Raw genomic sequence first — 17,726 nt, 5'->3', positions numbered from 1 at the left:
GCCTGGCGTTGGGGTTACTCCACGGCCTTGACCATGTCTTCGAGCACCTTCTTGGCGTCGCCGAAGACCATCATCGTGCGGTCCATGTAGAACAGTTCGTTGTCCAGCCCGGCATAGCCCGAGGCCATGGAGCGCTTATTCACGATGACCGTGCGCGCCTTGTAGGCCTCGAGGATGGGCATGCCGGCGATGGGTGACTTGGGATCGTTCTTGGCGGCCGGGTTGACCACGTCGTTCGCGCCCAGCACCAGCACCACGTCGGTCTGGCCGAACTCGCTGTTGATGTCTTCCATCTCGAAGACCTGGTCGTAAGGCACTTCGGCCTCGGCCAGCAGCACGTTCATGTGGCCGGGCATGCGGCCGGCCACCGGGTGGATGGCGTACTTCACGGTCACGCCCCGCGCAGTCAGCTTTTCGGCCAGTTCCTTCAGGGCATGCTGGGCCCGCGCGACAGCCAGGCCGTAGCCCGGCACGATGGTGACGCTTTCGGCGTTGGTCATCAGGAACGCCGCGTCGTCCGGGCTGCCCGACTTGACGCTGCGCTGCTGCGCATCGCCTGCCGCCGCGCCGCCGCCCGCTTGCCCGCCAAAGCCGCCCAGGATCACGTTGAAGAACGACCGGTTCATCGCCTTGCACATGATGTAGGACAGGATGGCGCCCGACGAGCCCACCAGCGATCCGGCGATGATGAGCATGGGGTTGTTCAACGAGAAGCCGATGCCCGCGGCCGCCCACCCGGAATAGCTGTTCAGCATCGACACCACCACCGGCATGTCCGCCCCGCCGATCGGGATGATGATCAGCACGCCCAGCACGAAGGCGATGAGCGTCATGATGATGAACGGCGTCCATTCCTGCGTGAGCATGAACCAGAGGCCGCAACCCAGCATCGCCAGCGCCAGCGCCAGATTCAGCATGTGCTGGCCGGCGAACACCACCGGCGCGCCCTGGAACAGCCGGAACTTGTACTTGCCGGACAGCTTGCCGAAGGCGATGACCGAACCCGAGAACGTAATGGCGCCCACGAACGTGCCGATGAAGAGCTCGAAGCGGTTGCCGGTCGGGATGGCCATGCCGGGCGGCGCGATGCCGAAGGCGTGCGGCTCGGCCACGACGGCCACGGCGATCGCGACCGCCGCCAGGCCGATCATGCTGTGCATGAAGGCGACCAGCTCGGGCATCTTGGTCATCTCGACGCGCTTGGCCATCAGCGTACCGATGGAACCGCCGACCAGCAGCCCCAGCACGACCCAGCCCAGCCCGATCGTGGCCGTGCCGCTGCGCGCCAGCCCGATGATGAGCGCCGCGGTGGTCACCACGGCGATCGCCATGCCGGCCATGCCGAAGGCGTTGCCCAGACGCGAGGTGGTGGGATGCGACAGGCCCTTGAGCGCCTGGATGAAGCAGACCGAGGCAATCAGGTAGAGCAGGGTGACGAGGTTCAGCGAGATCATTTCGCTTCCTCCTTGCCCGGCTTGCGGTCCTTCTTCTTGAACATTTCAAGCATGCGCCGCGTCACGAGAAAACCGCCAAAGACGTTGACGGCGGCCAGCGCCACCGCGAATACGCCCATGCCGCGCGCCAGTCCGCCTTCGGTCAGCGCGGCGGCCAGCATCGCGCCGACGATGATGATCGCGGAAATGGCATTGGTGACCGCCATGAGCGGCGTGTGCAGCGCGGGCGTGACGTTCCAGACCACGTGATAGCCGACATAGATGGCCAGCACGAAGATGATCAGATTCATCAGGGTGGGGTTGATCGCTTCCATGGTCACGTCCTCCGCGTCACATTGCCGCCTTCGCACACCAGGCAGGCTGCCACGATTTCATCGTCGCGCTGGATCGCCAGCGCGCCGTCCGCATTGATGATGAGCTTCAGGAAATCCAGGATGTTGCGCGCGTAGAGCGCCGAGGCGTCGGTCGCGACCAATCCGGGCAGGTTGGTCAGCCCGATGATCGTCACGCCGTGCTTTTCGACGATTTGCCCTTTTTCCGACAGCGGGCAGTTGCCGCCACGTTCGACGGCAAGATCCACCAGCACCGAGCCCGGCTTCATGGCCGCGACCGTGTCCGCCGAAACCAGCGTGGGGGCGGGGCGTCCCGGGATCAGCGCGGTGGTGATGACGATGTCCGCCTGCTTGCAGCGTTCGGACACCAGCGCGGCCTGGCGCGCCATCCAGGCGGGCGGCATGGACCGCGCGTAGCCGCCCGTGCCTTGCGCGATCTCGCGCTCTTCCTCGGTCTCGAACGGCACGTCGATGAATTTGGCGCCCAGCGATTCGACCTGTTCGCGGGCGGCGGGCCGTACGTCGGAGGCTTCGACCACTGCGCCCAGCCGCTTGGCGGTGGCGATCGCCTGCAGGCCGGCCACGCCGGTGCCCAGGACGACGGCGCGCGCGGCTTTCAGGGTGCCGGCGGCAGTCATCATCATGGGGATCAGCCGGCCGTAGTGATGGGCCGCAAGCAGCACGGCCTTGTAGCCGGCCAGGTTGGCCTGCGACGACAGCACGTCCAGGCTTTGCGCGCGGGTGATGCGCGGCGCGGCTTCCAGCGCGAAGCCGGTCAAGCCCGCGGCGGCCATTTGCGCCAGACCTTCGGCGTCGAAGGGATCGAGCATGCCCACGACCACGGCGCCCGGCTTCATGCGGGGCAATTCTTCGGGGGCGGGCGCGCGAACCTTCATGACCAGTTCGGCGCCCAGGGCATCCTGGGCTGAACCGAGCGTGGCGCCCGCGGCGACATAGGCCTCATCGAGATAGCGGGCGGCGGCGCCGGCTCCACTTTCCACAACGACGGTGTGCTTGCCGCCCACGTACTTCTTGACGGTCTCCGGTGTTGCTGCGACACGGGTTTCCCCGTCTCGGGTTTCCTTAGGTATCCCGATGTGCATCGACGCCTCTCCTCAGAAGGTTCGCCGTAGTTATACACGGAATGTGCGCTCTCACGCCTCCCCCGTTTTGGCCGCTTGCGCCGGGCCAAAAAAAAAACCCATGGCGAACCATGGGGCGTGGGGCTTGCAACCCGGCGTCTGGACGGGCGGCGTTTCTTATGCCGTCTGCGCGCGGGTCCAGGTGATCAGCGCGGCGGTAAGGTCGCGCAGATCGGCCTTCAGCCGGCCGTAGTTGTCGGTCGGACGAAGCGACACTTCGTCCATGTAGAGCTTGCGGTTGATCTCGATCTGCAGGCTGTGGCGGCCTTGTTGCGGGCGGCCGAACGCGCGCACCAGTTCCACGCCCTTGTAGGGATCGTTCACGGTGACGTTGTAGCCGCGCTCGCGCAGCCAGGCGGCGATGAATTCGCGGAAGGCCGGATCGCTGGTGCTGCCGTCGCGGTCGCCCAGCACAAAGTCGGGATGGACCAGGCCCGGGCGATCGGTGGCGAAGGCGCCGGCCACGCTGGGCATCGAGTGGCAGTTGATGTGCCAGACCTTGCCGAACTTGCGGTGGGCGTTGTCCAGCACCTGACCAAGCGCGGCGTGATAGGGCTTCCAGCAGGCATCGATGCGGTGGCGCACTTCGTCCACCGTGAGCTTGCGGTTGTACAGCGGGGTGCCGTCATCGAGCATGCGCCAGATCAGACCCTTGCCCAGCTTGACCTTGGGCGAGGGGTTGATTGCGTCGGGCCATGCCGCGTCCAGCAGCAATTCGTCGATCTCGTCGGCGGCGCGGTTGGCGTCGATGTAGGCGCGCGGAAACGCCGCGGCGATCATCGGCACGCCCATCTCGATGGCGTCGCCCCATAGATCGTCAACCCAGGTGTCCTCGGCCGTGCGCAAGGCGCCAAAGTCCACCGCGGCGGCGAAATCGGGGGGGTAGGTCGTGCCGCTGTGCGGGGAATCCAGCACGAGAGGGACCGAGATTTCCGAATCGGGATAGTGCTGCGGGAGGTCGAAGCGGTAGGACAGGGGCTGGGTAAGTCGCATAAGGGGGTACTGCGTTCGTGAATCGGAGGTCCTCGCGCGCCACGGGCGCGCGAGGACCGAAGACCGGTTAGTCGATCTTCACGTTGGCTTCTTTGGCGATGCGCTTGTTCTTGGCGATTTCAGCCGAGATCTGCGCGCCGAATTCGGCCGGGGTGTTGGCAGCGGGCGAGGCGCCGAGGGCAGCAAGGCGGCTCTTGACGTCTTCTTCGGCGCTGACCTTCTGGACGGCGGCGTTCAGCTTGGCCAGCACGGGGGCGGGCAGCTTGGCCGGGGCGACCAGACCGAACCACGAGGCGTCGTTCACGGCCGGCAGGCCGGCTTCGGCGAACGTGGGCACGTTGGGCAGCGATGCGACGCGCTGCGGCGAGGCGACGGCCATGGCGATCAGGCGGCCGGACTGGACGTGCGGCAGCGTGGAGGGCAGGTTGTCATACATGACGTCGACCTGGCCGGCCAGCGCGTCGTTCAGCGCGGGGCCCACGCCACGGTACGGCACGTGCATCAGGTCGGTGCCCGAGGCCATCTTGAACAGTTCGCCCATCATGTGCGAGACCGAACCGTTGCCGGCCGACGCGTACGTCAGCTTGCCGGGCTGGCTCTTGGCCAGCGTGATGAATTCGGCGATGGTCTTGGCCTGGACCTTCGGGTTGATGGTCATGATGTTCGGCACGGCAGCCAGGTTCGAGACGGGCGTGAAGTCCTTCTCGCCATCGAACGGCAGGTTCGGGTAGATGGCCGGGTTGATGCCGTGCGTGCTGACGGTGGCGATGCCCAGGACGTAGCCGTCCGGCGCGCTGCTGGCGACGAAGGCGCTGCCGATCGAGCCGCCGGCGCCGCCGCGGTTTTCCACGACGACGGTCTGGCCCAGTTCCTTGCCGAGCTTGTCGGCGAACAGGCGGCCGACGATGTCGGTGGTGCCGCCGGGCGGGAAGGGAACGATCAGGCGGATGGGCTTGCTGGGATACGCATCTTCAGCGTGCGCGATACCCGAGGTCAGCGGCGTGGCCAGGGTCGCGGCGGCGACACACAGGCCCAGGACTACATTACGGCGTTGCATGAATTCCCCTACTAATGAATGAACAGCGGATGCGCAAAGGCAGACGCAAACCCGACGATTCTTTCCTGGCGGGCAGGTTTGCGCAAACGAAAGATTCTCCGTAAGCTATGACTTTTTTTCATACCTCTTTTCGGCAGGCCCTCGTCGGCGTTACTTTTCTGTAACATCCGTCGCCCGTGCCTTTGCCGTCATCATGCCCGCAGGGCAAGGGAGCCCCACATTCGGTGGGGGCTGCAGATGAGGCGTTTCTGTCCCTCTTTAACGGATCTCCAGGCGTTCGAAGTTGCCGCCCGGCACAGCAGTTTCACGCGCGCCGCGCAGGAATTGTGCGTGACGCAGGGGGCCGTGAGTAAACAGGTGAAACATCTGGAAGAGTTCGTCGGCGTTGAACTATTCCTACGAATCAGGCAAGGCCTGGTTCTGACCGAAGCCGGCCGCAGCTATCTGGCCAAGATCCAGGCCGGTCTCGGCCAGATCGAAGCGGCCACCGTCGAGCTGATCGCGCACCAGGGGCGCGGCGGCACGCTCAACCTGACCTGTATGCCGACGTTCGGCGCGCGGTGGCTGATTCCGCGGCTGACGGCCTTCATGCGCCTGCGGCCCGACATCCACGTGGAATTCCTGCCGCACCGCCAGGGCTACGACTTCTCCACACCCGAATTGGACGCCGCCGTGCGCTTCGGCGAGGGGCTGTGGCCCGGCAGCGGCGCGGACTACATCGTGGGCCGCGAGATCCTGCCGGTCTGTAGTCCCCGCCTGATCGCGGGCGGGTGCCAGTCGCCCGAAGACCTGCTGGCCTATCCGCTGCTGCACCATACGTCGGCCCTGGAAGGCTGGCGCGACTGGTTCGAGCAGGCCGGCTGCGATACGCGGCGCAGCCTGGAAGGCGCCCGGTTCGATCAGTACGCGCTGCTGTCGCAGGCGGCCGCGGCGGGCTTCGGCGTGGCGCTGATCCCGCGCTGCCTGATCGAGGACGAGCTGCGCGACGGCAAGCTGGCCATCGCGATGCAATTGCCGATCCGCGCGCGGATGGGCTATTACCTGTGCTACCCCGAGCAGAAGGCCAATCTGCCCACCCTGCAGGCCTTCCGCGCCTGGCTGATGGAAGTGTCGCGCGCCGCCGAACCGCAGCCGCGGGAAGACGCCTTGTCCGATCTAAAATAGCCGCATCATGAGTCAAACATCCACCAAGAAAGGCCGCGTTGTCGTCGGCATGTCCGGCGGGGTCGATTCTTCGGTCACCGCCTGGCTGCTCAAACAGCAAGGCTACGAGGTCGTCGGCCTGTTCATGAAGAACTGGGAAGACGACGACGATTCCGAATACTGCTCCACCCGCCAGGATCTCCTGGACGCCGCCAGCGTCGCGGACCTGGTCGGCGTCGAGTTCGAATACGTCAACTTCGCCGCCGAGTACAAGGACCGCGTGTTCGCGGATTTCCTGCGCGAATACTCCGCGGGCCGTACGCCCAACCCCGACGTCCTATGCAATGCCGAGATCAAGTTCAAGGCGTTCCTCGACCACGCCATGGCGCTGGGCGCAGAACACATCGCGACCGGCCATTACGCTCGCGTGCGCGAAGTGCCCGCCGAGGGCGGCGGCTCGCAGTTCCAGTTGCTGAAGGCGCTGGACGCATCCAAGGACCAGAGCTACTTCCTGCATCGCCTGAACCAGGCGCAGTTGTCGCGCACGCTGTTTCCGCTGGGCGAGATCCACAAGACCGAAGTGCGGCGCATCGCGCACGAGATCGGCCTGCACAACGCCGCCAAGAAGGATTCCACGGGGATCTGCTTCATCGGCGAGCGGCCGTTCCGGGAATTTCTGAACCGTTACCTGCCCACCGAGCCCGGTCCCATCCTGACGCCCGAAGGGCAGAAGGTCGGCCGCCACGAAGGGCTTTCGTTCTACACGCTGGGCCAGCGCAAGGGGCTGGGCGTGGGCGGCGTCAAGGGCCGCCAGCGGGACGACGGCACGGCCGAGGCCTGGTACGTGGCACGCAAGGATCTGGAACGCAACGTGCTGTACGTCGTGCAGGGGCATGACCATCCTTGGCTGCTGTCTGGCGATCTGAAGGCGCAGGACGCGAGCTGGGTGGCCGGTCACCCGCCGGCAGCGGGCGCCTACGGCGCCAAGACCCGCTATCGGCAAGCCGACGCGGCGTGCCGCCTGGGCGATGCGGCGCCCGAGACGTTTTCGCTGGATTTCACCGAGCCGCAATGGGCGGTGACGCCCGGGCAGTCGGCCGTGCTATACGATGGCGAGGTTTGCCTGGGTGGCGGGATCATTATTTAAGCAGTCCCCGCTGCACGTAACCAAGGCCCCCCGGAGCCATGCCCGCGGGGCCTTGTTCATGACAATAAAACTGAGGAGACGGTTGTGGATGTGACGATGGTGATCTGCCTGCTGGTGTTGGGCGGAGTGGTCGGCTTTGCCGCGGGCCTGCTGGGCATTGGCGGCGGCATGCTGCTGGTTCCCTTTTTGACGATGCTGTTCACCTGGCAGGGCATGCCGGCCGACCTGGTGGTGCACGCCGCGATCGCCACGTCCATGACGTCGATCCTCTTTACCTCCATTTCCAGCGTGCGCGCTCACCAGCAGCGGGGCACCATCAAGTGGCGCATCGTCGCGGCGATGGCGCCGGGCATCATCATCGGCGGGCTGCTGTCGGGCGGCGCGGTGTTTGCCGCGCTGAGCACGCTGTGGCTGTCGCTGTTCTTCGCGTTGTTCGTGGGCTACTCCGGCTGGAGCATGCTGCGCAACAAGAAGCCCAAGCCCACGCGCCAGATGCCGGGCGTGGTCGGCACCAGTGCGGCGGGGGCGGGCATCGGCTTCCTGTCGGGCCTGGTCGGCGCCGGGGGCGGCTTTCTGTCGGTGCCGTTCATGGTCTGGTGCAACGTGGCCCTGCACAATGCGGTGTCGACCTCGGCGGCCCTGGGCTTTCCCATCGCGCTGGCCAACAGCGTGGGTTATATCGTTTCGGGCCTGAACGAAGCCCAGACCTATCCGGGGATGCTCGGCTTCATCTACTGGCCGGCATTGCTGGCGCTGGTCTGCACCAGCGTCCTGACGGCGCCGCTGGGGGCGCGCATGGCCCATCGCCTGCCGGTGCAGACGCTCAAGCGCGTGTTCGCCGCGCTGCTGTTCGCGCTGGCGGCGTACATGCTGTTCAAGGCCTGGCAGACCTGGACGGTTTGATCGATATACGGAAAACCGGCCGCAGAAAGCGGCCGGACGAAAAAACGCCCGGTCGAGCCGGGCGTTTTTGCGGGCATTTCTGGCCGGCCGTCAGGCCGTCTTGGGCACCGTGTCGATGAACGACTGGCGCTGCGACAGCTTGTCGTACAGGCGGGCCAGATTGGGCTGGCCGGTGCGCCAGTCCAGGGTGGCAAAGCGCAGGTCCAGGTAGCCCAGGGCACAGCCGACCGCGATGTCCGCGAGGCTGTAGTTGATGCCCATGCAATGGGCGTTGTCGCCCAGGCTTTTGTTCATGGCGTCCAGGCTGGCGTGGATCTTGCCGTATTGGCGTTCGATCCATTCGGGGCTGCGCTGGGCCTCGGGGCGCTGGTTTTCCTTGACGATGGTCACGCAGGCGTCCAGGACGCCATCGGCGATGGCTTCCCAGCATTTGACGGCTGCGCGATCGCGCCCTTGCTGAGGAATCAGCCGGGCCACGGGAGACAAGGTGTCCACGTATTCGACGATGACGCGCGAATCGAACAGGGCGCCGCCGTCTTCCATCACCAGGCAGGGGACCTTGCCCAGCGGGTTGTACGTTTGGATCTGCGTGTCGGCGGACCAGACGTTTTCGAGTTCAAGCCGGTAGTCCAGCTTTTTCTCGGCCATGACGATACGCACTTTGCGCACGTAGGGACTGGTAAGCGAGCCGATCAGTTTCATGGAGTCACAAGCGGAGTCGGAAAGCGGCCGAAGTATAGCAGGCTGTATGACGGCCGGAATTGTCCGCAGGGCGGAATCTTCGTCAGTTTGCCACAATGTCAGGCGGCCCCGGATGATAAAATCGCCGGGTTTTCCCATCCGTCGCTTTTTCCCTACCAGACCATGCAAATCGCCGATCAGCTGAGCCAACTTAATGCCCTTTCGCCACTGGATGGCCGCTACGCTTCCCGGGGCGACGCACTGCGCGGTCTGCTGTCCGAAGCCGGCTTCATGGCGCACCGCGTCGAAGTCGAGGTCGCCTGGCTGATCGCCTTGTCGGACGCCGGCCTGCCCGAGCTGCCGGCCTTCTCCGAGGCCGCCCGCGCGCGCCTGGCCCAGTTGGTCGCCAACTTCTCCGAGGCGGACGCCGGCCGCATCAAGGATATCGAGCGCGTCACCAACCACGACGTGAAGGCCGTCGAGTATTGGCTGAAAGAAAAGGTCGCCGATGACGCCGAACTGGCCCGCGCCGCAGAATTCATCCACTTCGCCTGCACGTCCGAAGACATCAACAACACCTCGCACGCGCTGATGCTGTCGCGCGCCCGCGACCAGGTCGTGGTGCCGCGCCTGCGCGAAGTCGCCGCCAAGCTGAACGACCTGGCCGTCGCCAACGCCGATCAGCCGCTGCTGTCGCGCACCCACGGCCAGCCCGCCAGCCCGACCACGCTGGGCAAGGAATTCGCCAACGTGGCCGCGCGCCTGAACCGCGCCATCGCCGCCGTCGTGGCCGTCGAGCCTCTGGCCAAGCTGAACGGCGCAACGGGCAACTATAACGCCCACCTGTCCGCCTATCCCGAAATCAACTGGCCCGAGTTCAGCAAGCGCGTGCTGACCGGCCTGGGCCTGACCCAGAACCGCCACACCATCCAGATCGAACCGCACGACTGGATGTCCGCGCTGTTCGACGCGATTACCCGCGCCAACATCATCATCCTGGACCTGGATCGCGACATCTGGGGCTACGTGGCGCTGGGCTACTTCAAGCAGCGCCTGAAGGAAGGCGAGGTCGGTTCGTCGACCATGCCGCACAAGGTCAACCCGATCGACTTCGAAAACTCCGAAGGCAACCTGGGGCTGGCCAACGCCGTGCTGCGCCATCTGGCCGACAAGCTGCCGATCTCCCGCTGGCAGCGCGACCTGACCGATTCCACCGTCCTGCGCAACCTCGGCGTGGGCCTGGGCTACTGCCTGGTGGCGTGGGATGCCTGCATGCGCGGCCTGGGCAAGCTCGAAGTCAACACGGCTGCCATCGACGCCGATATCGACGCCTGCTGGGAAGTGCTGGCCGAGCCGGTGCAGACCGTCATGCGCCGCTATGGCCTGCCGCAGCCGTACGAGCAGCTCAAGGCCTTGACGCGCGGCAAGGGCATCACCGAAGAGGCTCTGCGAGAATTCATCCAGGGCCTGGCGCTGCCTGAAGAGCCCAAGGCCCGCCTCCTGGCGATGACCCCGCGCTCGTACATTGGTCTGGCTGCCGAGCTGGCCCGGGCGGTATAGTCGCCGTGCCGCGCGCGTTACGCGCGCGGCTTTCACGTTGTACCTACGGGAGAAATCAATGAAGAAGTTGTCCACGCTCGCTGCGCTGGCCTGTATGACGGTGGGTCCGCTGCTGGCAACGTCCGCCTCCGCGCAATTCGCCAAGCCCGAAGATGCCGTCAAGTACCGCCAGTCGGCGCTTGCACTGATCGGCTCGCACTTCGGCCGCATGGCGCCGGTGGTCAAGGGCCAGGCGCCCTATGACGCCGCGCAGATCAAGGCCAACGTCGATGTGCTGAAGACGCTGTCGGCATTGCCGTGGGCGGGTTTCGGCCCGGGTACGGAAGGCGGTGACGCCCGTCCCGAAATCTGGAGCGACGCGGCTGGCTTCAAGCAGAAGCAGCAGGCGTTTCAGGACAACATCGTGAAACTGTCGGCAGCCGCCGATGCCGGCGATCTGGACAAGCTGCGCGCGGCCTTCGGCGACGTCGGCGCCAGCTGCAAAGCCTGCCACGATTCGTACCGCAAGAAGAAATAAGGCATCGGGCCGTTGTCAGATCCGGCCCGTCATCCTGGCAAGCAAAAAGCCCCGTCAAGGGGCTTTTTTCATGGGCTGTTCGCTTGGGCAGAGTCAGGAGAACGACATGTCGGACACGACCTCGAGCGATCGTATCCACAGCACCAGCCCGGTCACGCAGGCGCCCAGCAACAGTGCGCGCAGCCAGATGGCCAGGCCGTCCTGCGCGGGCGGCGTGCCGGCGGGCACGTCCTTGGCATCGACGTTGCCGGTGATGATGGCACGCACCAGACGCTTGCGGCGCACCACCACGTACCACGTGACGGCCAGCAGGTGCAGGACGACCAGGCCGATGATGACCCATTCATTGAGCTTGTGCCAGGACGTCATGGCGCTGGCGGTGGCTTCGGATACGTGTCCGAACAGCGGACCCTGCGTCATGATGTCGTCCGTGGTGAACAGGCCGCTGACCGCCTGAAAGCCCACGACCAGCAGCAATGCCATGACCGACAGGGCGCCCAGCGGATTGTGGCCGGCGGGCGCGGCGGCGCCCTTCAGGTAGCGGGCCACGGCGCCGGGGCCGCGAACGAAATGCGCGAACCTGGCATAGCGCGGTCCGGCAAAGCCCCACAGCACGCGGAAGATGATGAGGCCCAGCGCCGTACAGCCGAACCGCACGTGCCAGTCCATGTACAGGCCGCCCAGTTTCACGCTGACGAACGCGCCGACGATGCAGACGACAAGTCCCCAGTGAAAGAGGCGGGTGGGAAGGTCCCAGATGCGGACCGCAAGACGATTGTTATGCATGGTGAGATCAGCGGGCTGAAGTTGCTGGGAATTTATCACGCACAAAGCAAACCGCCGCGGGGTAAGCGCGGCGGTGTTGGTCTGCTTAGCGAGCGTTGCGGCGCACCGGTTCAATGCGATGCACGTGCTCGTGGCGGAACCGGATGCGCTGGGCGGGCGTCTTTTGCGCGGGCGCGCCGCACGGCACGACTTCGGTGGTGTAGGTGGTGGTGCCGTTGATCGGCGCGTTGAAGATGACCGTGGCGCGGATTTCGGGGCCGTTGGCCGGCTTCAGGTAGACGATGTCGCCGATGTGGATGGGCATGTCGTCGAGCTGCGTATGGGCCGGGCGGCGGATCAGTTCGGTGGTGGTGAAACGAGTATTCATGTTGTGTTCTCTTTAGGTTCTAGTTATTGGAAAAGCTGCGTCTTGTCATGGTGCGCGCAAGCCGGGCAAATGCAGGGCACTTGGCCGGACCTTCGCGAAGCGCCTTGTCCGCCGGATGTATTGGACAGGCGTTACATGACACTAACGCATTGCTGCTGCCGTTCTTTTGCGCATTCTCATGTTTTTTGCGCGCCGGGCCGGCGTGGTGATGCCTTCGTCCAGTCCTGGCGGGCATCGGTCGGGCTGCAGGGCGCAGGCGCGCCATACACGGGCATGGTTGCCGGCGCGGTAGCGTGCGCCGATGCAGCCCTGGGTGCGCACAGAGTGGGTTGGCTCTGGCGCTCGCGGTGGTTGGACCGCGGCATGCGTCGCTGCTTCCGGAAAAGCAACGTGTTGTTTGGGTGTATCTGCTTCAGGCCGATCCGGACTGGCGGATGGGCGAAGGCGTGGGGTTTCCGATGGTGCTCTGGGTTTGCGTATTTTGCGTTGTACTTCGCAAGGACGCAGAGCTTACGGGAGGCGGATCTGTTTGCGGCAACCGCTTTTTTGCGGCCAGCTTGGGGTGAGCAGTTCGTGGCGGACATGGCGTACCGGGGTACGACTGCGCAGATCCAACCGACGATAATATCGGAGAATACGCGATTATGCAAGCATTTTCGGCCGGATAGGCATCCGGCCGAGCAAATACGCGTTAGTGCGCCGCGGGACGGGCCTGGCGTTGGGCCTCGATGATCAGGCCTTCCAGGCGCGGCGACATGCGCAGCGCCACTTGGGCGCTGGTCGTGCCGTCGGGCTGCGGCAAGGTTTCCAACGCCAGTTCGATGCGCTCGTCGTCAAAGGCCTCGGGCGCCGCTTGAATCTCCACATAGCGTTCCAGCAGCGCGTCCACGGCTTTCTGGGCGTCCGCCAACGCTTCTTCCGACAGCTTGCCGTGGCCGAGGTACTGGTTGACCACCCGCGCCAGGTCGTTCATGAAAAGGAGCAAGGCGTTCGCGCCGCGGCAATCCGGGAGCGTGAAACCCCAGGGCAGGGGAGAAGCGTTCTGAGTCATGGGGTCAGCCAGTGTGAGTTGCGGGCGGCCGGGCGCCGCCGAATCCGCGATTTTAGAGGACGCGGGCGCCGGGGGCATGCGCGCCGCTCTCCCTGTGTCAACTCGCTTCGATGGCAACAAATTTCGCCCCATTCGGATCCGAGCTCGGGGCTACCGGATAATCTTCCCGTAATCTGCAGAATCGGAGTGCAAAAGGATGCGCATGGGTTGGGTTCGCGCGTGGGTGGCGGGCATGGCGGCGGTTTCGATGCTGTTGCTGGCGGCCTGCGTCAACAAGGAGCCGCAGGAGCGCGCCGCGTTCATACAGGTTCTGCAAGTCCGCATGAACAACGTGACGCTCGTGCCGATCGGTCTGTTGAGCAAGCAGGAAAAGGACGCGATCGGGGATTACGACGACGCCTACGAAGTAATGACGGATTTCCAGGACGCCATGGCCAAGGCGGCCGCGCCGCTGCGCGAAGTGCTGTCCGTGGAGACGATCCGGTCGGTAAGCGAGATCGTGGAGCGCAAGGCCAGCCTGCAGGCGGCGCGCAAGACGCTGGCAGACAGCGCCGCGCAGGTCCAGGCGGCGCGAAGCAAGGCCGACAAGGCGCGCGCGGCCTTGACGCTGCCCGCCGATCTGGCACCCGTGTATGACGGCGTCTACGACGAGGCGGTGACAGCGCCGGCTGCCGACATGATGGAGGCCGCGGCCAGGATGGACTCGGTCGCCCGCGACGCGCTGGGCATTGCGGACTTCGTGGCTGCAAATGGCGCGGACGTCACCTTCGAGGATGGGCAGACGAAGGTGGCGAAACCGACGTTGCAACAGGAACTGAACCTGCGTCTGCAAGCGCTGAATGCGCAGTCCGACGGTCTTGAAGCCGCCCGCGCCACGCTGCTGCAGGCAGCGAGCGCCGGCTCGAAGGCGCCATAGCCGTGGATCAGCCTCGTCTCAATGCAAGCGGCGCCAGGCGGCGCTTTGTACAATGCGGCTCTCGCGGCGCATGCCGTGCCTTGGACACACCATGAGCGAATCTTCAGGCGTGCATTACAGAACCTTCGTGCTTTTGCTGGTGGTGGTCACCATCGCGTTCGGCTGGCTGTTGTGGCCTTTCTATGGGGCCGTGTTCTGGGGCACCATTCTGGCCATTCTTTTTGCGCCCTTGCAGCGCCGCCTGGTGGTGCGCATTGGCGGCCGGCGCAATCTCGCCGCGCTCATCACGCTGCTGCTGGTGCTGCTGCTGGTGATTCTTCCGTTGGTCGTGATCAGCGGCTCGCTGGTGAGCGAAGGCGCGAGCCTCTATCAAAGCATCAAGTCAGGCCAGATCAACTTTGGCGCGTACTTCCAGCAGGCAATGGACGCCTTGCCGCCGTCGGTGCACGCGCTGCTGGCGCGCTTCGACCTGGCCGATATTCCCAGCCTGCAGGACAAGCTGAGCGCCGGCGCGATGCAGGCAAGCCAGTTCCTGGCGACCCAAGCCCTGAACATCGGACAGGACACGTTCCAGTTCGTGGTCAGCTTCGGCATCATGCTGTATCTGCTCTTCTTCCTGCTGCGTGACGGGCCCCAGCTTTCGGCCCGGCTGCGGCGCGCGGTGCCGCTGAGCGACATGCACAAGCAGCACCTGTTCCGCAAATTCACGACCGTCGTGCGCGCCACCGTAAAGGGCAACGTCGCGGTGGCGGCGGCGCAGGGCGCGCTGGGCGGCATCATCTTCTCAATCCTGTCGATCCAGGGCGCGTTGCTGTGGGGCGTGATCATGGCGTTCCTGTCGCTGCTTCCGGCGATTGGCGCGGGACTGATCTGGGCGCCGGTGGCCGTGTACTTCCTGCTGACGGGCTCCGTGGTCAAGGGCGCCGTGCTCATCGCGTTCGGTGTGCTGGTCATCGGCATGGTCGACAACATCCTGCGCCCCATTCTCGTGGGCAAGGATACGAAGATGCCCGATTACGTGATCCTGATCTCCACGCTTGGCGGGATGGCGCTGTTCGGCCTGAACGGCTTTGTCATCGGTCCGCTGATCGCGGCGCTGTTCATGGCAAGCTGGGATCTGTTCTCGCCCGCGGCAAGTGATCCGACGGTCGTCCCCGCAGCGAGCGCGCCGTTGCCGGGCAACCCCGTCGCCGGCACGCCGGCGGCAGCGGGCGGCGCCACTGCCGGTACGCAGGCCGCGCTGGCTCGGGACCGCCAGTCCCGCGACGATTGACCGAGCCGGGCGCCCATGTGCGCCCGGCCGGGTGTATGGTGTAGCAGCGCCGGTCATTGCGGCCGGCCTTTCGTGTCAACTTCGCCAAACAGGAGCGCGTTGGATATGGAATGGAAACTGCATCGGTCGGGCTGGATCGAAGAACGCAACTTTGACATCGAATTTGCCGAAACGCCTGACGGGTACCACACCCGCGTACGCGTCTTCGGCTTTCCCATCCTGGAAGACACCAAGCACGTGTTCCCCAACGAGGCGCTGGCCGAAAAAGGCGCGCTGACGCTGCTCAAGAGCCAATTTACCGGCACGCCGGATCTGGAAGAGACGTAGGCCGCAAAAGGCGGCAGCGGGCGCGTTCTGCAATAATCTCTGAGTTTCCATCCAGGCCTGGCGGGGGTGCCGGGAGGGCGTACGGGGAGGCGCATGAGCCCACGGGTGTTGTTTAGGTCGAACGTCCGCGCAGTGCGGAACCTGAGTGGCGAGGCGCGCCATGTCTGACGGCGAAACGCGTGCGGGCGTGCGCCGCCGCCAGGCGCGCCGCTACTCCATGCGCACGGGCCTGCTGGCCCTCGTCTTTGCCTGTATCACCCCCGCGCTTATCGTGGCGACGGTCGCGGTCTACGAAAGCTACGTCATCCAGAAGGAACGCATCTTTCGCGACACCATCTTTCTGGCGCGCAATCTCACGGCAATCCTCGATCGCGAGCTCACGGGCGTCGAAGCCGGCTTGCAGATGCTGGCGTCATCGCCGGACCTGGTCGAAGGAGACCTTGCCGGTTTTCATCGCCGTGCGCGCGAGTCCGTGCGGTTCCAGATCGTCGACAGCTACGTCCTGACCAACAAGGAAGGGCGCCAGATCATCAACACGCAAGTGCCCTACGGCACGGCGTTGCCGTCCACCGGCGCGCCGGATGAGCTGCTTCGCGTCTTCCAATCGCGCATGCCGGTGCTGACGGGGTTGTTCACCGGCGGTCTGACCAAGGATCCCACCATCGCGCTCGGCGTTCCGGTCGTGCGAGGCGGGGAGGTGGTCTACAGCCTGAATGTGGGGCTGTCGCCCGAACGCATCGGCAATGTGTTGGGCCGCCGCGCCTTGCCCGAGGGCTGGGTGGCTGCCGTGCTGGACGACGCCGGAACCATCGTCGCCCGCACCCGCGACACGTCGAAATTCGTTGGCCAGAAGGCGGTGCCCGCGCTGGCCCGCGCCGTGCAGCAGGAAGGCGAGGGGTCGCTCGAAACGATCACCAAGGAAGGCACGCCGGTCTACACCGCGTTCAGCCGGTCGGCACTGTCGGGCTGGACGGTTGCCGCCGGCGCGCCGATGCAATTGCTGACCACGGACCTTTATCGTTCCATTGCGTGGATCGGCATGGGCACGTTGTTCGCGTTCGGCCTGGGGCTGTGGCTGGCGATCAGGCTGGCGAGCCGGCTGACGTCGGCCGTGCAGGGGCTCGTCGCGCCGGCGCTGGCGCTGGGCGAGGGCCGTACCGTGGAACTGCCAGCCACACGTATCAAGGAAGCCCAGGAAGTGGGCGCCGCCATGCTGCAGGCGTCGCGCATGCTGGCGCGCGCGCAGCATCTGGCGCACTACGATCCGCTGACTGGTCTGTGCAACCGGGTGCTGTTCGGCGAACTTGTGCTGCGTGAGCTGGCGGTCGCGCAGCGCAGCGGCGAGGCGTTCTCGATCCTGGCCATCGACCTGGACGGCTTCAAGGCCGTCAACGATATGCATGGTCATGCCGCGGGCGATACGGTGCTGAAAGAGGCCGCCGACCGCATGGCAAGCGCCATCCGGGTTTCCGACGTGGCGGCACGCCTGGGCGGTGACGAGTTTGCCGTGTTGTTGCTGGGCGCCAATCAGGAAAACGCGCGGCTGGTTGCCGAGGCGCTGGTCGAGAGCCTGTCGCTGCCGTATCCCAACGTGCGCGTCGCGGTGTCGGCGAGCATCGGCATCGCCGTGTATCCGCAATCGGGCACGACCATGCTGCAGTTGCTCGAGCGCGCGGACGTGGCGTTGTATCGGGCCAAGGGTCTGGGCAAGCGGCGGGTGGCGCTGGATCAGTAAGCCCGCCGCGTGGCCGGGCGTGTCAGGTGTCGTGGCGCGGCGCCAGCGCAGTCAGGACCTCGCCGGATCCCAGGCGATACCGCTTGTCGTCCAGCGCGATGACGGCGTCACCTTCGGACGTTCTGAATATGTAGCGCCCGCCGGTTCGCGGCAGGATGCCGGCGCCCGCATCCTCCGCCCGCAAGAACACTTCAATGCGGTAAAGCCGCCCCGAATCCGTGCTTGCCAGCACGTCGCTCATCCTGCGTGTCGAAATAGCCATGCCGCGATTTCTCCGTTCGGTTTTCGCTAAACTTGCCGCCTTGGCGCCGGGCCAGCCCAGTTCTCATACAGGCACGGCGC

At 65.4% G+C, this 17,726-nt stretch carries 19 protein-coding genes; 9 read left to right on the top strand and 10 right to left on the bottom strand.

The window, feature by feature from the left end:
• Positions 1-14: 14 nt before the first annotated feature.
• From B2W22_RS17650 to B2W22_RS17630, 5 genes are all read right to left on the bottom strand, one after another.
• Positions 15-1,454: an NAD(P)(+) transhydrogenase (Re/Si-specific) subunit beta gene (locus B2W22_RS17650; protein ID WP_175124617.1), complete on the bottom strand. Its 1,440-nt coding sequence runs from the start codon at positions 1,452-1,454 to the stop codon at positions 15-17.
• Complete coding sequence (locus B2W22_RS17645; RefSeq protein ID WP_006224972.1) at positions 1,451-1,768, bottom strand: NAD(P) transhydrogenase subunit alpha; 318 nt, start codon at positions 1,766-1,768, stop codon at positions 1,451-1,453. Before B2W22_RS17645 ends, B2W22_RS17650 begins: the two co-directional genes overlap by 4 nt.
• Before the next feature lie 2 nt (positions 1,769-1,770).
• Positions 1,771-2,889 carry a Re/Si-specific NAD(P)(+) transhydrogenase subunit alpha gene (locus tag B2W22_RS17640; RefSeq protein WP_175124616.1) on the bottom strand — a complete coding sequence of 373 codons (1,119 nt, stop codon included), beginning with the start codon at positions 2,887-2,889 and terminating at the stop codon, positions 1,771-1,773.
• Between the two features lie 156 nt (positions 2,890-3,045).
• Positions 3,046-3,921, bottom strand: coding sequence for an N-formylglutamate amidohydrolase (locus B2W22_RS17635; RefSeq protein ID WP_175124615.1), 876 nt, complete (start codon positions 3,919-3,921; stop codon positions 3,046-3,048).
• Between the two features lie 67 nt (positions 3,922-3,988).
• The gene (locus B2W22_RS17630; protein ID WP_175124614.1) at positions 3,989-4,978 is read right to left on the bottom strand and encodes a Bug family tripartite tricarboxylate transporter substrate binding protein; all 990 of its coding nucleotides are present in this window, start codon (positions 4,976-4,978) and stop codon (positions 3,989-3,991) included.
• A gap of 237 nt (positions 4,979-5,215) precedes the next feature.
• On the opposite strand from B2W22_RS17630, the gene gcvA reads away from it, so the two are divergent.
• From gcvA to B2W22_RS17615, 3 genes are all read left to right on the top strand, one after another.
• Complete coding sequence (gene gcvA, locus B2W22_RS17625; protein ID WP_175124613.1) at positions 5,216-6,142, top strand: transcriptional regulator GcvA; 927 nt, start codon at positions 5,216-5,218, stop codon at positions 6,140-6,142.
• A 7-nt stretch (positions 6,143-6,149) separates the two neighbouring features.
• Positions 6,150-7,268 (top strand): tRNA 2-thiouridine(34) synthase MnmA, encoded by a 1,119-nt coding sequence (mnmA, locus tag B2W22_RS17620; RefSeq protein WP_175124612.1) that lies wholly within the window; start codon positions 6,150-6,152, stop codon positions 7,266-7,268.
• A gap of 84 nt (positions 7,269-7,352) precedes the next feature.
• Positions 7,353-8,171, top strand: coding sequence for a sulfite exporter TauE/SafE family protein (locus B2W22_RS17615; RefSeq protein WP_175124611.1), 819 nt, complete (start codon positions 7,353-7,355; stop codon positions 8,169-8,171).
• A gap of 90 nt (positions 8,172-8,261) precedes the next feature.
• On the opposite strand, the gene B2W22_RS17610 is transcribed toward B2W22_RS17615, so the two are convergent.
• Positions 8,262-8,873, bottom strand: a complete 612-nt coding sequence (locus B2W22_RS17610) for a glutathione S-transferase (RefSeq protein ID WP_175124610.1) — start codon at positions 8,871-8,873, stop codon at positions 8,262-8,264.
• A 162-nt stretch (positions 8,874-9,035) separates the two neighbouring features.
• Between B2W22_RS17610 and purB the strand changes: the two genes are divergently transcribed.
• Complete coding sequence (purB, locus tag B2W22_RS17605) at positions 9,036-10,412, top strand: adenylosuccinate lyase (RefSeq protein ID WP_175124609.1); 1,377 nt, start codon at positions 9,036-9,038, stop codon at positions 10,410-10,412.
• A gap of 58 nt (positions 10,413-10,470) precedes the next feature.
• Positions 10,471-10,929, top strand: a complete 459-nt coding sequence (locus B2W22_RS17600) for a c-type cytochrome (RefSeq protein ID WP_175124608.1) — start codon at positions 10,471-10,473, stop codon at positions 10,927-10,929.
• Positions 10,930-11,022: 93 nt separating this feature from the next.
• Here the strand turns inward: B2W22_RS17600 and B2W22_RS17595 are convergent, their stop codons facing one another.
• The 3 genes from B2W22_RS17595 to B2W22_RS17585 all read right to left on the bottom strand — a co-directional run bounded on the left by B2W22_RS17595 (position 11,023) and on the right by B2W22_RS17585 (position 13,133).
• Complete coding sequence (locus tag B2W22_RS17595) at positions 11,023-11,715, bottom strand: cytochrome b/b6 domain-containing protein (RefSeq protein ID WP_175124607.1); 693 nt, start codon at positions 11,713-11,715, stop codon at positions 11,023-11,025.
• Between the two features lie 85 nt (positions 11,716-11,800).
• Entirely contained in the window at positions 11,801-12,082 is a 282-nt protein-coding gene (locus B2W22_RS17590; RefSeq protein WP_175124606.1) for a hypothetical protein, read from the bottom strand.
• A 691-nt stretch (positions 12,083-12,773) separates the two neighbouring features.
• The gene (locus B2W22_RS17585; RefSeq protein ID WP_175138763.1) at positions 12,774-13,133 is read right to left on the bottom strand and encodes a hypothetical protein; all 360 of its coding nucleotides are present in this window, start codon (positions 13,131-13,133) and stop codon (positions 12,774-12,776) included.
• Between the two features lie 202 nt (positions 13,134-13,335).
• On the opposite strand from B2W22_RS17585, the gene B2W22_RS17580 reads away from it, so the two are divergent.
• The 4 genes from B2W22_RS17580 to B2W22_RS17565 all read left to right on the top strand — a co-directional run bounded on the left by B2W22_RS17580 (position 13,336) and on the right by B2W22_RS17565 (position 17,384).
• The gene (locus tag B2W22_RS17580) at positions 13,336-14,049 is read left to right on the top strand and encodes a DUF3053 family protein (RefSeq protein ID WP_175124604.1); all 714 of its coding nucleotides are present in this window, start codon (positions 13,336-13,338) and stop codon (positions 14,047-14,049) included.
• 91 nt (positions 14,050-14,140) lie between these two features.
• Entirely contained in the window at positions 14,141-15,322 is a 1,182-nt protein-coding gene (locus B2W22_RS17575) for an AI-2E family transporter (RefSeq protein WP_246282972.1), read from the top strand.
• Between the two features lie 105 nt (positions 15,323-15,427).
• Positions 15,428-15,649, top strand: a complete 222-nt coding sequence (locus tag B2W22_RS17570) for a hypothetical protein (protein ID WP_175124603.1) — start codon at positions 15,428-15,430, stop codon at positions 15,647-15,649.
• Positions 15,650-15,809: 160 nt separating this feature from the next.
• Positions 15,810-17,384, top strand: a complete 1,575-nt coding sequence (locus B2W22_RS17565) for a sensor domain-containing diguanylate cyclase (protein ID WP_175184379.1) — start codon at positions 15,810-15,812, stop codon at positions 17,382-17,384.
• Positions 17,385-17,406: 22 nt separating this feature from the next.
• Here the strand turns inward: B2W22_RS17565 and B2W22_RS17560 are convergent, their stop codons facing one another.
• Positions 17,407-17,646, bottom strand: coding sequence for a 6-phosphofructokinase (locus tag B2W22_RS17560; RefSeq protein WP_175124601.1), 240 nt, complete (start codon positions 17,644-17,646; stop codon positions 17,407-17,409).
• Between the last annotated feature and the right edge of the window lie 80 nt (positions 17,647-17,726).

This window comes from Achromobacter sp. UBA4530 (assembly GCF_002388205.1).
GTDB lineage: Bacteria > Pseudomonadota > Gammaproteobacteria > Burkholderiales > Burkholderiaceae_B > Achromobacter > Achromobacter animicus.
This window is presented reverse-complemented; position numbering and strand designations above follow the sequence as displayed.